The 12,376-nt window shown below is 66.2% G+C and carries 15 protein-coding genes; 9 read left to right on the top strand and 6 right to left on the bottom strand.

Features of this window, described 5'->3' with window-relative positions; translation table 11 throughout:
* The gene (locus H4V95_RS16930; protein WP_196867143.1) at positions 1–933 is read right to left on the bottom strand and encodes an ABC transporter ATP-binding protein; all 933 of its coding nucleotides are present in this window, start codon (positions 931–933) and stop codon (positions 1–3) included.
* A gap of 162 nt (positions 934–1,095) precedes the next feature.
* Between H4V95_RS16930 and H4V95_RS16935 the strand changes: the two genes are divergently transcribed.
* Entirely contained in the window at positions 1,096–2,388 is a 1,293-nt protein-coding gene (locus H4V95_RS16935) for an aspartate kinase (RefSeq protein WP_196867142.1), read from the top strand.
* Here the strand turns inward: H4V95_RS16935 and H4V95_RS16940 are convergent.
* On the bottom strand, positions 2,385–2,666 hold the full coding sequence (locus tag H4V95_RS16940; protein ID WP_196867164.1) for a hypothetical protein: 282 nt from the start codon (positions 2,664–2,666) through the stop codon (positions 2,385–2,387). The two genes, H4V95_RS16935 and H4V95_RS16940, sit on opposite strands and share 4 nt — an antisense overlap.
* Positions 2,667–2,823: 157 nt before the next feature.
* Here H4V95_RS16940 and H4V95_RS16945 point away from each other — a divergent pair, with 157 nt between their 5' ends.
* Entirely contained in the window at positions 2,824–3,468 is a 645-nt protein-coding gene (locus tag H4V95_RS16945) for a maleylpyruvate isomerase family mycothiol-dependent enzyme (protein ID WP_196867141.1), read from the top strand.
* On the opposite strand, the gene H4V95_RS16950 is transcribed toward H4V95_RS16945, so the two are convergent.
* The gene (locus tag H4V95_RS16950) at positions 3,465–3,668 is read right to left on the bottom strand and encodes a hypothetical protein (protein ID WP_196867140.1); all 204 of its coding nucleotides are present in this window, start codon (positions 3,666–3,668) and stop codon (positions 3,465–3,467) included. The two genes, H4V95_RS16945 and H4V95_RS16950, sit on opposite strands and share 4 nt — an antisense overlap.
* 139 nt (positions 3,669–3,807) lie before the next feature.
* Here H4V95_RS16950 and H4V95_RS16955 point away from each other — a divergent pair, with 139 nt between their 5' ends.
* From H4V95_RS16955 to purL, 5 genes are all read left to right on the top strand, one after another.
* Complete coding sequence (locus tag H4V95_RS16955) at positions 3,808–4,782, top strand: 3-methyladenine DNA glycosylase (protein ID WP_312884070.1); 975 nt, start codon at positions 3,808–3,810, stop codon at positions 4,780–4,782.
* Between the two features lie 76 nt (positions 4,783–4,858).
* Positions 4,859–5,419: a serine protease inhibitor gene (locus H4V95_RS16960; protein WP_209731148.1), complete on the top strand. Its 561-nt coding sequence runs from the start codon at positions 4,859–4,861 to the stop codon at positions 5,417–5,419.
* Positions 5,420–5,577: 158 nt separating this feature from the next.
* The gene (purS, locus tag H4V95_RS16965; protein WP_196867138.1) at positions 5,578–5,850 is read left to right on the top strand and encodes a phosphoribosylformylglycinamidine synthase subunit PurS; all 273 of its coding nucleotides are present in this window, start codon (positions 5,578–5,580) and stop codon (positions 5,848–5,850) included.
* Positions 5,851–5,852: 2 nt separating this feature from the next.
* Positions 5,853–6,608: a phosphoribosylformylglycinamidine synthase subunit PurQ gene (gene purQ, locus H4V95_RS16970; protein ID WP_196867161.1), complete on the top strand. Its 756-nt coding sequence runs from the start codon at positions 5,853–5,855 to the stop codon at positions 6,606–6,608.
* Entirely contained in the window at positions 6,609–8,921 is a 2,313-nt protein-coding gene (gene purL, locus H4V95_RS16975; RefSeq protein ID WP_196867137.1) for a phosphoribosylformylglycinamidine synthase subunit PurL, read from the top strand.
* Between the two features lie 172 nt (positions 8,922–9,093).
* Here purL and H4V95_RS16980 read toward each other — a convergent pair whose 3' ends face one another.
* Both H4V95_RS16980 and H4V95_RS16985 read right to left on the bottom strand, forming a co-directional pair.
* Positions 9,094–9,621 carry a DUF1990 family protein gene (locus H4V95_RS16980; protein WP_209731149.1) on the bottom strand — a complete coding sequence of 176 codons (528 nt, stop codon included), beginning with the start codon at positions 9,619–9,621 and terminating at the stop codon, positions 9,094–9,096.
* Positions 9,608–10,003, bottom strand: coding sequence for an MmcQ/YjbR family DNA-binding protein (locus H4V95_RS16985; RefSeq protein WP_209731150.1), 396 nt, complete (start codon positions 10,001–10,003; stop codon positions 9,608–9,610). The genes H4V95_RS16980 and H4V95_RS16985 overlap by 14 nt, the downstream gene beginning before the upstream one ends.
* A gap of 60 nt (positions 10,004–10,063) precedes the next feature.
* On the opposite strand from H4V95_RS16985, the gene H4V95_RS16990 reads away from it, so the two are divergent.
* Positions 10,064–10,891: a DUF1206 domain-containing protein gene (locus tag H4V95_RS16990; RefSeq protein WP_209731151.1), complete on the top strand. Its 828-nt coding sequence runs from the start codon at positions 10,064–10,066 to the stop codon at positions 10,889–10,891.
* A gap of 17 nt (positions 10,892–10,908) precedes the next feature.
* On the opposite strand, the gene H4V95_RS16995 is transcribed toward H4V95_RS16990, so the two are convergent.
* Positions 10,909–11,325 (bottom strand): CoA-binding protein, encoded by a 417-nt coding sequence (locus H4V95_RS16995; protein ID WP_196867124.1) that lies wholly within the window; start codon positions 11,323–11,325, stop codon positions 10,909–10,911.
* Positions 11,326–11,549: 224 nt separating this feature from the next.
* Between H4V95_RS16995 and H4V95_RS17000 the strand changes: the two genes are divergently transcribed.
* On the top strand, positions 11,550–12,362 hold the full coding sequence (locus H4V95_RS17000; protein ID WP_196867123.1) for an ABC transporter ATP-binding protein: 813 nt from the start codon (positions 11,550–11,552) through the stop codon (positions 12,360–12,362).
* Positions 12,363–12,376: the final 14 nt, after the last annotated feature.

Raw genomic sequence — 12,376 nt, forward strand, 5'->3', positions numbered from 1 at the left:
TCATTGTCTGTCCGTATCGAGGCTCATGTAGGTTTCTTCGAGGGCCCCGCCCGCCGGCGCGAAGGCGGTGACCGCGACGTCGGCCAGGATCAGGGTACGGAGCAGCCAGGCCGCCTGATCAGTACTGCTGACCATCACTTGATACTCGACACGGCGGGAGTCACCCCGCACCTCGAACGTGACTCCGTGACTGGCGAGCGCCTCCGCCAGCGGCTCCATTGGGTCAGCCTGAATGTAGTAGCGGCGAATCTGGGTGCCAGCCTCATCAAGTGTCTGGTTCTTGACCGATTCGCCCCGGTTGATGAACACCGCGCGGTCCGCAATCTCGTCCAGTTCGGAGAGCACATGGCTGGACACCACCACCGTCTTCCCCCGGTCTGCCAGGGAGCGCAAGGTCGCGCGGAGCTCCACCCGTGATCCCGGGTCCAGTCCTGACGCCGGCTCGTCCAGCAGCAGCACCGCCGGATCGTGGATCAACGCACGGGCGAGACTCAGCCGCTGCTGTTGCCCCCGGGAGAGCACCCGTGCGGGCTTGTCAGCGAACTCCTCCAGCCGGACCGCAGCCAGCAGCTCGGCGGCCCGCTCCCGGCGCCGAGCTACTGGCATTCCATAGAGAGACCCCATCGTGGTCAGAATCTCGGCGGCAGTCAGGGATTCCCAGACACCCAGGGTGTCGGGCATCCAGCCGACGGTGCGCCTCACTGCCGCAGCATCCTGCGCAGGGTCCACGCCCCCGACCCGCAGGGTTCCAGTATCGGGCGCCAACAGGGACGCCAAAATCAGCAGCAGTGTGGTCTTACCCGACCCGTTAGGCCCGATCAGAGCCGTCACCTCGCCGGCCGGCGCTGCAAAGTCAATGTGCCTGATCGCGGCGACGGTGCCGAAGCTCCGTGCGATCCCCGTGGCAACGATTCCCCCATACCCGTTGTTCATAGGGTGAACCCTATGCGACGTGCGTCACGTGTGGGGGACATCGACGGAACAATCGGACGCGCAATTGGCTGTCGCAAAACGCGCAGGGCTAAACTTGGACCGTCTACCGAGGCGCCAATGATGTCGCACGGCTAACCCCAACATCCGTCAGCGAGCGTGCGCATGAGCTTGATCGTCCAGAAGTTTGGTGGCTCCTCAGTTGGGGATGCCGCCGGAATCAAGCGTGTCGCGCAACGAGTTGTCCAGACCCAGCGCGCCGGCCACCAGGTGGTGGTGGTGGTATCGGCGATGGGCGACAGCACCGACGAGCTCCTCGACCTCGCCTCCCAGGTCTCCAACGACGCCGTCGCGAACCCCCGCGAAATGGACATGCTCCTGAGCGCCGGCGAACGCATCTCGATGGCGCTGCTCGCGATGGGAATCCACGGCCTGGGCGCATCCGCCCAGTCGTTCACCGGCAGCCAGGCTGGCATGATCACCGACGCGATCCACGGCCGTGCCCGCATCATCTCCGTTTCGCCCCACCGGATCAGGACCGCAATCGACCGCGGCGATGTCGCGATCGTGGCCGGCTTCCAGGGCATGAGCCGGGAGAGTAACGACATCACCACGCTGGGCCGGGGCGGTTCCGATACGACGGCGGTTGCCCTCGCCGCGGCGCTGGGCGCTGACGTGTGCGAGATCTACACCGACGTCGACGGCATCTACACCGCAGACCCGCGGGTTGTCCCGAGCGCAAAGAAGATCGAGGAGATCTCCAGCGAGGAGATGCTCGAAATGGCTGCTTCGGGCGCGAAAATTCTGCACCTGCGCAGCGTGGAATACGCGCGGCGGTTCGGGGTCCGGCTCCACGTGCGCTCATCGTTCAGTGACCACGTTGGCACCTGGGTGCTTCCCAGCCCTGACGACCAGATCAAGATTCAAGAGGGAGATCCCATGGAACAACCCATCATCTCGGGCGTGGCCCATGACCGATCGGAAGCCAAGGTCACGGTGGTGGGTGTCCCCGACATCCCGGGCAAGGCCGCCGAAATTTTCGGTATCGTCGCGGGCGCCCACTCCAACATCGACATGATCGTGCAGAACGTCTCCACGCACGGATCCGGCCGCACTGACATCTCCTTTACGCTGCCGATCGTCGAGGGCTCAGACGCCCTGGCCGCGCTGAAGGCCGCGCAGGAACGGGTGGGATACGAGAGCGTCGACTACGACGAAAAGATCGGGAAGCTCTCCCTGATCGGCGCGGGCATGCGATCCAACCCGGGCGTCTCCTACCGGTTCTTCAAGGCCCTCTCCGACGCCGGCGTGAACATCGACATGATCTCGACCTCGGAGATCCGCATCTCGGTGGTGACCGACGCGGACCTGCTGGACCGCGCAGTCCGCGCAGTGCATGCCGCGTTTGACCTCGACGGCGAGTCGGTGGCCACGGTCCACGCGGGGACCGGGCGCTAAACCTCGGTGTGTAGGGCCTTCTTGCCCGTGTAGTCCGTGTATCTCACCGGTGGCTCCGGCGAGCGGACCGGCGGGTGCTCCTTCCGCACGGCGTAGTGATGCCCCGCGGAATCCTCCTCCACCTCAAAACCAGCGAGGTCCGCTTCCGATGCCTGCTCAAACTCGTCGTGCCGGTGAACGACCGGGAGGGTAGGATCACTGCGCTCGGCGGGGCCCATGAACACCCTGGCCGGGTTCTTCAGCCACTTCCGGGGGGACCGCTTCTTGGAATTGCTCATTCGAACCGCCTTCTCTCTGTGCGATACGCCTGAAGCTAATTTTACTGCCGAACCGCAGAAAAGGCGCCGCCGCTTTCGGGGGTCTTTCCTTCTCCTTCCGGCCCGCATGCACCAGAATCGGGAGGACAATCAACGCCACCCACCCGAAGGATCATTCATGCGGAAGTCAACGACGAAAATCTGGCAGACCGTCCATGCCGCAAGACGCGAGCTGGTCGAAGACCTGTCGTCGGTGAGCGGCGACGAATGGCTGACCCCGTCGCTTTGCCCGGGCTGGGATATCCACGATGTCCTGGCCCACCTGGTCGATACAGCCCGCACCGGCCGTGCGTCGTTCGCCAGGGGCCTGCTGGCGGCCCGACTTGATTTTGATCGGCTGAATGAGATCGGTATCGCCAGGGCTAAACACTCCGACCCGCGGGATACCCTTGCCGCGCTCGGCCGCGACGCGTATCTCACCCGGACACCGCCTGCGAACCTGGCCACCCGGCTGGTCGAAGCCTTTGTGCACGGTGAGGACATCCGCCGGCCCCTCGGCATCCCGGCAAGGTATCCCCACGACGCGGTAGCCACCGCCCTCGACTACCAGCTGAAAACCCGTGTCTCCTATGGCGGAGGGCGGGAGCGCGCGCATAATCTCCGGCTGGTTGACCGGGACACCGGCGCCTCGTGGGGCCAGGGGGACACCGTCGAGGCCGACGGCATCGATCTGCTCCTCGCCGTCTCGGGGCGAACGGTGGAGGCCGCCCGCCTCACGGGCGGCGGCGCCCCGCGCCTGAGCGGTCATGCGGCAGCGGGCTAGTTCTTCGGCACGATATAGGTGCTGCCGTCGGGGCGCTTCACCGTTTCCCACTGCGACGCGTCAGCCTCCCGCTCCTTCAGCAACGCCTGATTCTCGCGTGTCATCGGGTGATCCAGCGAGCTGCTCTGCGCGGGACCGAAAACGGCCCGCGCGCGGCCGGTCGCCGTCATGAACCGCTGTACAAAACTTGGCTTAGCCATCTCGTTCCTTCCACGCGTCCTGATCGGCAAGATGGTGCCGTCCCTTCCCATTATCCTCCCGGTGGATCCCCCGGGTTTGCGCCCGGGATCCCGTGAACCCCCGGGGACCCCCGGGAGGCCGCGGTGAGACACTGGAAGGGTGATCAGCCCACCCAGCAGCGCGACGGCACCCCCCAGCGCTCCCACCCTGACGGTGCTCCAGCGTGAGGAATGGCTCGCCGCCGCGGCAGCACACCGGGACCGGGTGGAGCCGTTTGCCCGGCCTTACCTTCAGCGGCGCGCCGCTGGGAAGAAACACCCGGTGGAGGATTTCCTGTTCACCTATTACACCCAGAAACCTGGCCCGCTGGCGCGGTGGCACCCGGGCGCCGGCGTCGTCCTGATTGGGCCCGAGGCCGCCGAGCGGGCCAGCTGGAAGCACTATCGGCCGATTAGCGCCGCGGAGCGCGTAGCCCTCGACCTGCCGGACGACGTCGACGCCGTCACCGGAGACGTTGAGGGGTTCCGGCGCGACCGGGCTGAGGCACTGGACTTCGCTGCGATCATCGTCCGGCGCACCCAGGCCCGGCGAGCCCAGTTGGGTTGCTTTGGGCTGCACGAGTGGGCCATGGCCTACCGGTCGCAGGTAAACGGCATCCGGCATGAGTACCTTGAACTGCGGCTCGGTGCTGCCGGTACCGACCAGCTGGTTCAGGACAGCAGGATCACGTGCACCCACTTTGATGCGTTCCGCTTCTACACCCCGCAGGCGACACCCCTGAACACCCTTCAGCCCACCCGGGAGACACAACGCGACCTGGAACAGCCTGGCTGCCTTCACGCCAATATGGATCTGTACAAGTGGGCGTACAAGCTCACTCCCCTGCTTCCCAGCGACCTGGTGATGGACTGTTTTGAACTGGCCTGGCGGATCCGTGCCATGGACATGCGTGCCTCGCCGTATGACCTGGGAGCATGGGGGTACGCGCCGATCCGTATCGAAACGCCTGAGGGGCGTGCCGAATACGCGCGCCTCCAGCGCGGTTTCTCCGAAGAGTCCCAGGCGCTCCGGCAACAATTGGGTACCGCTTTGGAAAGCGTGGAACTGCTCACAAACGAGCCAGCGTTGAGCTAGGTGAAGGAACGGTTCCAGTCCAGAGCAGCATCCGATAGCCACGGCAGAGTCGCCGTCGGCTGGTGAAGGAGTTTCAATGATCCGCGACCGTCTGGCACGTCGACAGCTCTCGACCAGCAGATTTCTGGTGGGTTCCGGCCTTGCACTGCTGGTGCTTGCCGGGTGTGGCGCCGAAAGCGGCGGCACGGCACCAAACACCACGCTAGGTTCCCCGACCACCGTCCCCCAGAGTGAGACGCCCGCGCCTTCCGGGCAGCCGACGCCCGAAACCTCGGACCCAGCGACCGGCAACGCCGCCGCCGAGTCCCAACTCTCGGTGGTGCTCACCGCCGGGGAAGGCGCCGAACCGGTTACCTACGAACTCGCCTGCGAGGCCGGCGAGCCGGTCGGGGAATCCGCGCTCCCGGATCCGGCGGCGGCCTGCGACGTGCTGGCGTCGAACGGAGACCTGCTCATGGACGAGCCTGATCCCGGGATGATGTGCACCCAGCTGTACGGCGGACCGGAGACCGCCGTCGTGACCGGTACCCTCAACGAAACCCAGGTAAACGCCACCTTCTCCCGGGACAATGGGTGCGCCATCGACCGGTGGGACATGTTCGAGCCGCTGCTCGGCTCCCCCGGGGGCGTCCAGTAGCTCCGCCGTGGAATCGCCAGCAAATGACGGGTGATGGGCGATCGCCGCTAGACTGGTAGGGCAAGCTCGCGGAGCGCTGGATTCACCATACTTTTCAGCGTGAGACGGCACCTCCGGAGCCACTGCATTTAACGCACCTTGAGCCCAGGAGTTACCGGATGCCCCGGATAGTTGTCGACGTCATGCCCAAACCCGAGATCCTTGACCCGCAGGGCAAGGCCATTGCCGGTGCACTGCCCCGGCTGGGCTTTACCGGTTTCTCCGGAGTCCGGCAGGGCAAGCGGTTCGAACTTACCGTTGACGGCGAGGTGACCGAGGAACTGCTGGAGCAGGCACGGACCGCCGCCAGCACCCTGCTGTCGAACCCGGTCATCGAGGACGTCACCCGTGTGGAGGTCCTTGCCGACGACACCGCCGAGGGCGAGCAGTGACCCTGAAAACCGACGCACCGTTCGGCGCTCCAGCCCTGGACTCCGTCCGGGTCGGCATTGTCACCTTCCCCGGCTCGCTCGATGACCGCGACGCGGCACGCGCAGTACGCCTCGCCGGCGGCACCGCAGTCCCGCTCTGGCACGGGGACCACGACCTGCAGGGTGTGGACGCCGTCGTCGTCCCCGGTGGTTTCTCCTACGGCGACTACCTGCGTGCTGGCGCCATTTCCCGGTTCGCACCGCTGATGGAACAGATCACCGCTGCCGCGTCCGGCGGCGAGCGCGCGCTGCCCGTCCTGGGCATCTGCAACGGGTTCCAGGTCCTCACCGAGGCCCACCTGTTGCCCGGTTCAATGATCAAGAACAACCACCTGCACTTCCTGTGCCGTGACCAGCGTCTCCGGGTTGAGAACGCCGACACGGCATGGACCGCTTCCTACGCGGCCGGTGACGAGATTGTGGTCCCCCTGAAGAACCAGGATGGACAGTTCGTCGCCGACGAGCGCACCCTCGACGAGCTGGAGGGTGAGGGCCGGGTGGTGTTCCGCTACGTCGGCGCCAACCCCAACGGTTCACGCCGCGACATCGCCGGGATCTCCAACGCCGCCGGCAACGTGGTGGGCCTAATGCCGCACCCCGAGCACGCGGTCGAGGCGGGTTTTGGCCCGGATTCCTCTGCTGCAGGGCTGGTTGGTGTCCGCGGTGGCACCGACGGACTCGGAATATTCACCTCTGTACTGAAGAAGCTGGTTAAGTAAGTGACGATCAATAGCTCCTCCGCGCCCGCCGAGGCCCGTAAGTTCAACATTGACACCGTGGCCCACGCCGCCGAGACTCCCGACGTCGAACTGCCCTGGGCCGCCCTCGGCCTGAAGGAAAACGAGTTCGACCGGGTTGTCGAGATCCTTGGACGCCGCCCCACCGCCGCCGAGTTGGCGATGTACTCGGTGATGTGGAGCGAGCACTGCTCCTACAAGTCCTCAAAGGTGCACCTGGCGCAGTTCGGCGACAAGGTCACCGACGCCATGAAGGAGCATCTTCTGGTGGGCATTGGCGAGAACGCCGGCGTCGTCGACATCGGTGACGGCTGGGCCGTGACGTTCAAGGTGGAATCCCACAACCACCCCTCCTTCGTGGAGCCTTACCAGGGCGCTGCGACCGGCGTCGGCGGCATTGTCCGCGACATTATTTCCATGGGCGCCCGCCCGGTGGCGATCATGGATCCGCTGCGGTTCGGCGCCATCGACCACCCGGATACCCCGCGCCTGGTGCACGGGATCGTCTCGGGTATCGGCGGGTACGGCAACTCCCTCGGGCTGCCGAACATCGGCGGCGAGGTGGTTTTCGACTCCGTCTACCAGGGCAACCCGCTGGTCAACGCATTGGCTGTCGGGGTTCTGCGCCACGAGGACATCCGCCTGGCCAACGCCTCCGGCGTCGGTAACAAGGTGGTGCTCTTCGGAGCCCGCACCGGCGGCGACGGTATCGGCGGCGCATCGGTGCTCGCCTCCGAATCTTTTGACGCCGACAAGCCGTCCAAGCGCCCCGCCGTCCAAGTGGGCGACCCGTTTGCCGAGAAGGTCCTCATCGAGTGCTGCCTCGAGCTGTTCAAGGCCTCGGTGGTGGAGGGTATCCAGGACCTGGGTGCCGCTGGCATCTCCTGTGCCACGTCCGAACTGGCGTCCAACGGCGACGGCGGCATGCACGTCGAGCTGACCGACGTGCTGCTCCGCGATCCGTCGCTGACCCCCGGCGAGATCCTGATGTCCGAGTCGCAGGAACGCATGATGGCCGTCGTCACCCCGGCCAACGCCGCCGCGTTTGAAGCCATCATGGACAAGTGGAACGTCGAATACTCCTGGCTCGGCGAGGTCACCGACACCGGCCGGCTCATCATCGAGTGGGACGGCGAGAAGATTGTCGACGTCGACCCGCGGACCGTCGCCCACGACGGGCCCGTCTACCACCGGCCGTTCCACCGCCCCGAGTGGCTCGACGCGCTGCAGGAAAACACCTTCGACGGCGACCGGCCGGCGGACGGCGACGCCCTGCGCGCCGCGGTGCTGGAGCTGATGGCCGCGCCGAACATGTGCTCCAAGGACTGGATCACCAACCAGTACGACAGGTTTGTGCAGGGCAACACGGCTCTGGCCATGCCCGACGACGCCGGCGTGGTCCGGGTGGATGAGGAAACCGGTCTCGGCGTCGCCATCTCCACGGACGCGAATGGCCGCTACTCCTACCTCAACCCCTACGAGGGTGCCCGGCTGGCCCTCGCCGAGGCCTACCGGAACGTTGCCACCACCGGCGCCAAGCCGCTGGCCGTCACCGACTGCCTGAACTTCGGCTCCCCCGAGGACCCCGAGGTGATGTGGCAGTTCGCTGAGACCGTGCGCGGCCTCGCCGACGCCTGCCAGGAACTCGGCGTCCCGGTCACCGGCGGCAACGTGTCCCTGTACAACCAGACCGGTGGCGTTCCCATCCACCCGACCCCGGTGGTCGGCGTGCTCGGCGTGTTTGACGACGTCGCCCGCCGCACCCCCTCAGGATGGCGCGACGACGGGCAGGCCATCTACCTGCTCGGCACCACCCGGGACGAGCTGGACGGCTCGGAATGGGCCAACCTCCGCGGGCACCTCGGCGGGCAGCCCCCGGCCGCAGACCTGACCGCTGAAAAAACCCTCGCCGCCATCCTGATCAATTCCTCCCGGGACGGGATGATCGACGCCGCCCACGACCTCTCCGAGGGAGGCCTCGCGGCTGCACTCTCCGAGTCGGCGCTCCGCTTCGGCGTGGGCGCGCGGATCGGGATCGACGAACTCTGCGAGCGCGACGGCATCGACCCGTTCACCGCCCTGTTCTCCGAGAGCCAGGGCCGCGCCGTCGTTAGCGTCGCCCGCTCCGAAGAGGTGCGGTTCAACGACATGTGCACGGCGCGCAACTACCCGCATCTGCGGATCGGTGTGGTCGATGTGGAAAATGGCGCCCTGGACGTGCAGGGCCACTTCACCCTGCCGTTGGAGGAACTGCGGAAAGCCCACGAGGCGACCCTGCCGGAGCACTTCGCGTAGCCGAGGGTCTGATCGAGTTGCGGGTGTTGCTGTCGAGCATCCGTCAACCGTGCAGGTTTCCCCACCCAGTCGTCTGGATTACCCAGCAACCCTGCGTGTTGCACTGCGACACGCAGGGTTTGGGCCAGAAGGTGGGGAAACCTGCACCCTCCCGGCACCTTTGTCGCGAAGGCTAGCTGGCTAGCCGCTGCGCCGTGGACAGGTACCGGCGGGTGACCAGCTCCTGGCAGAACCGGGCCACCGGCGCACCCAGCGTGAAGAACCAGTTGGCGTGCCGGCTGAAGGCAAAGACCTCGAAATACACCGCACCCTCCGGATCAAGCACGGCGATGAACGCCTCCTCACCCCGTTCCGGGTGACCCGGAAGCGTGCCGTACCCGAACCCGGCACGCTGCGGTCCGCCGTCGTCGTCGCCCGGTTCCTCGACCCACACCACCCGGCACGGGGCGGGTAACCGGACTGGGCCGATCCCAAACGCTGGTACCACCTCAACGCCGACGGCGGCCCTGGCCTGGCCCGCCGGAACGCTCAACCCGGCCCCCCGGTGCAGCTGCCAGGACAGGATCCCCTCGGCGAGTCGGGCGTAGGCGGCGTAACCCGCTCCGACCCGGACCCGCCGGGTCACCAGGCGGAACCCCGCCGGAGATTCGCCCCGCTGGCTCAGGCCAACGGTCGGATAGGTGAATTCAGGAGTCGTCATCTGCTGCCAATCTGCTCCAGCCGAGCATTACGCGGTCCCGGAGGGGCAAGGACGCCACCACCAGGTCGTATGAATCCTCAATCATGTCCCGAATCATCGGATCCGGAAGCTCCCCGGTGCACGAGACACCGTTCCAGTGAGTCTTGTTCAGATGGTAGGCACCCACGATCTCGGGGTGCGCGGCACGCAGCTGTTCGGCGAGGAGTGGGTCGCACTTGAGGCTCACCGACAGGTCAGGGGCGGCAAGGTCTGACAGGGCGTACATCTTCGCGGCGCCGCCCGGCGCCTTCACCTTGAACACCGAGGCGTCCGGACCGAACGGGAAGTCCTCGTAGGTTCCAGGCAGCGCAAGACAGAACTCCCGCAGAACAACTGGATCCATGGGCCGAGCCTACCGTCAAAAGGTGGCAGGATAGGAGAAAACCAACCGCAGGAGCACACCATGGGCGAGGCAAAACGCCAGGCTGGCAAGGCAGCAGATGCCGCCGAGGACGTATCGGATTCCAAGGCATTCGAGGTCGCTGCACGGGCCGGCTACATCGCTGCCGGGCTCCTGCACATCCTGATCGGGGTGATCGCCCTCCGCGTCGCCATGGGTGGCTCCGGCAGTGCGGACCAGAGCGGTGCGATCAGCGCCCTCGGCGATGGCCCCGGCGGTTCGCTCCTCCTGTGGGCGTGCTCGATCGGGTCGATCGCCCTGGCACTGTTCATGCTCAGTGAGGTGTTCTTCGGTGCCCGCGGCATGAAGGACTCCGACAAGCTCAAGTTCCGCGCCAAAAATGCGGCCAAGGCCGTGACCTACGGCGTGATCGGTGGAACGTTCGCCACTTATGCTTCGGGTGGCAGCAGCGACAGCAGCGAGAGCACCCAGAACGTGAGCGCTTCCCTGATGTCCAACCCGGCGGGTTCGGTGCTGCTGATGGCGGTCGGCGCCGGTGTCATGGTGGTAGGCGGCTACTTCGTCTACAGCGGTGCCACGAAGAAGTTCAAGGAGAACCTCAAGGCGCTGCCCGGAAAGGGCGCCGGGGCCGCCGTCGTCAATCTTGGCGTGGTGGGCTACATTGCCAAGGGGGTTGCCCTCCTGGTGCTGGGCCTGCTGTTCATCGTCGCGACGGTGCAGAATGACCCCGAGGAATCCACCGGCCTGGACGGCGCGCTGAAGTCGCTGCAGGGTCAGCCGTACGGCGCCTGGATCCTGGGCGTAGTGGCTCTCGGGTTGATTGCTTACGGCGTGTTTATGGTGATCCGGTCCCGCTACCAGAAGATGTAGCGGTTACAGGCCTCCACTTAGCGACGCATTCCCGGGGCCTCGATGGCCGGGCAGGTATTCATGACGACGTCGAGCCCTGCCGCCTTGGCCCGCTCCGCCGCGGCCTCGTCAATGACCCCGAGTTGCAGCCAGACCGCCTTGGCGCCCACCTCGATGGCCTGGTCCACTACCGCTCCAACCTTCGACGAGTTCACGAAACAGTCGACGACGTCGATAGCTCCGGGGATGTCAGCGAGCCGCTGGTACCCGGTGCGCCCGTGCACGTCGTCGCCCTTGAGACTGACCGGAACCACGTCCAGGCCGAGGTTGTCGATCAGAAATCGGGAGACCCCGAGCGCCGCACGCCGGGGGTTGTTGGAGAGCCCCACCACCGCCCAGCGTCCAGGCGTGGTCAGGAGTTTGCGGATCACTTCAGGATCGTTGCTGTGAGTCACGGTGCTATGCCTTTCGCTGCAATCGGTCGGATTGTTACGCCACCACTTGCGGGGAACCCCTGCACAGGAGTTTAGTAGTGGTTGACCATCCCGAGCGGCCGAGAGACCTGGATCGATGAAGCCGCAGCAACCCTGGCCATCCGGCTAACCATTTGCAAAGCATCAGTGCAGAGGGCAGCCGGTGACAGTAGGGTGCTACCGCCAGGATCGATGGAGTTAATCCTATGACCGTTCTGGCATCACCACAGTCCCCTACCACCGTGTCCGCCAAGCAGGCGCTCAATGTGAGGTTCACCGGCCTGGGCCGCAGTTTTGGACCCGCCGCTGACCGGCGCACCGTCCTCCGCGACATCAACTTCGACGTCGCTGCGGGGGAAGTCCTCGCCATCCTCGGGCCCAGCGGGTGCGGAAAATCCACCCTCCTGCGGGCCGCAGCGGGCCTGGACGCCCTCAACGCCGGCTCGGTGGTGATCGACGGCACCGAGGTCCGTGGCATCGACGAACGCTGCGCGGTGGCTTTCCAGGAGCCACGACTGCTGCCCTGGCACACCCTTCAGGCCAATGTCGCGATCGGCCTGCCCAAGGCGTCCAGCGCCAGTGAGGGCAAGGCGAAAGTGGCTGAGCTGCTGCAGCTGGTCGAGCTCGACCAGTTCGCCAAGCACCGCCCGAGGGAGGTCTCCGGCGGAATGGCACAGCGGGCCTCCCTGGCCCGGGCGCTGGCCCGGAACCCCGGGGTCCTCCTCCTCGACGAGCCGTTTGGTGCCCTGGACGCCCTCACCCGGATCAAAATGCAGGACCTCCTGCTCGACATCCACAAGGCCCAACCGACCACGGTATTGCTGGTCACCCACGACGTCGATGAAGCGCTGCAGCTCGCCGACCGGATCATTGTCCTGGGCGCCGACGGCGACCAACCCGGCGCCACCATCACCGAGGTCCTCACCGTCCCCGGGGACCGGCCACGCGACCGCAACTCGGCCGATCTCGGCCGAATGCGCAGTTCCCTGCTGACTTCCCTGGGAGTGACCGGCCACTAGGCCGCGCCTTCCTG

The organism is Arthrobacter sp. CAN_C5, assembly GCF_017875735.1.
GTDB lineage: Bacteria > Actinomycetota > Actinomycetes > Actinomycetales > Micrococcaceae > Arthrobacter_D.

What these genes read in the sequence shown, in the direction of transcription:
- H4V95_RS16930 (WP_196867143.1), bottom strand. Translation starts at nt 933, where the DNA reads ATGAACAACGGGTATGGGGGAATCGTTGCCACGGGGATCGCACGGAGC.
- H4V95_RS16935 (WP_196867142.1), top strand. Translation starts at nt 1,096, where the DNA reads ATGAGCTTGATCGTCCAGAAGTTTGGTGGCTCCTCAGTTGGGGATGCC.
- H4V95_RS16940 (WP_196867164.1), bottom strand. Translation starts at nt 2,666, where the DNA reads ATGAGCAATTCCAAGAAGCGGTCCCCCCGGAAGTGGCTGAAGAACCCG.
- H4V95_RS16945 (WP_196867141.1), top strand. Translation starts at nt 2,824, where the DNA reads ATGCGGAAGTCAACGACGAAAATCTGGCAGACCGTCCATGCCGCAAGA.
- H4V95_RS16950 (WP_196867140.1), bottom strand. Translation starts at nt 3,668, where the DNA reads ATGGCTAAGCCAAGTTTTGTACAGCGGTTCATGACGGCGACCGGCCGC.
- H4V95_RS16960 (WP_209731148.1), top strand. Translation starts at nt 4,859, where the DNA reads ATGATCCGCGACCGTCTGGCACGTCGACAGCTCTCGACCAGCAGATTT.
- purS (WP_196867138.1), top strand. Translation starts at nt 5,578, where the DNA reads ATGCCCCGGATAGTTGTCGACGTCATGCCCAAACCCGAGATCCTTGAC.
- H4V95_RS16980 (WP_209731149.1), bottom strand. Translation starts at nt 9,621, where the DNA reads ATGACGACTCCTGAATTCACCTATCCGACCGTTGGCCTGAGCCAGCGG.
- H4V95_RS16985 (WP_209731150.1), bottom strand. Translation starts at nt 10,003, where the DNA reads ATGGATCCAGTTGTTCTGCGGGAGTTCTGTCTTGCGCTGCCTGGAACC.
- H4V95_RS16990 (WP_209731151.1), top strand. Translation starts at nt 10,064, where the DNA reads ATGGGCGAGGCAAAACGCCAGGCTGGCAAGGCAGCAGATGCCGCCGAG.
- H4V95_RS17000 (WP_196867123.1), top strand. Translation starts at nt 11,550, where the DNA reads ATGACCGTTCTGGCATCACCACAGTCCCCTACCACCGTGTCCGCCAAG.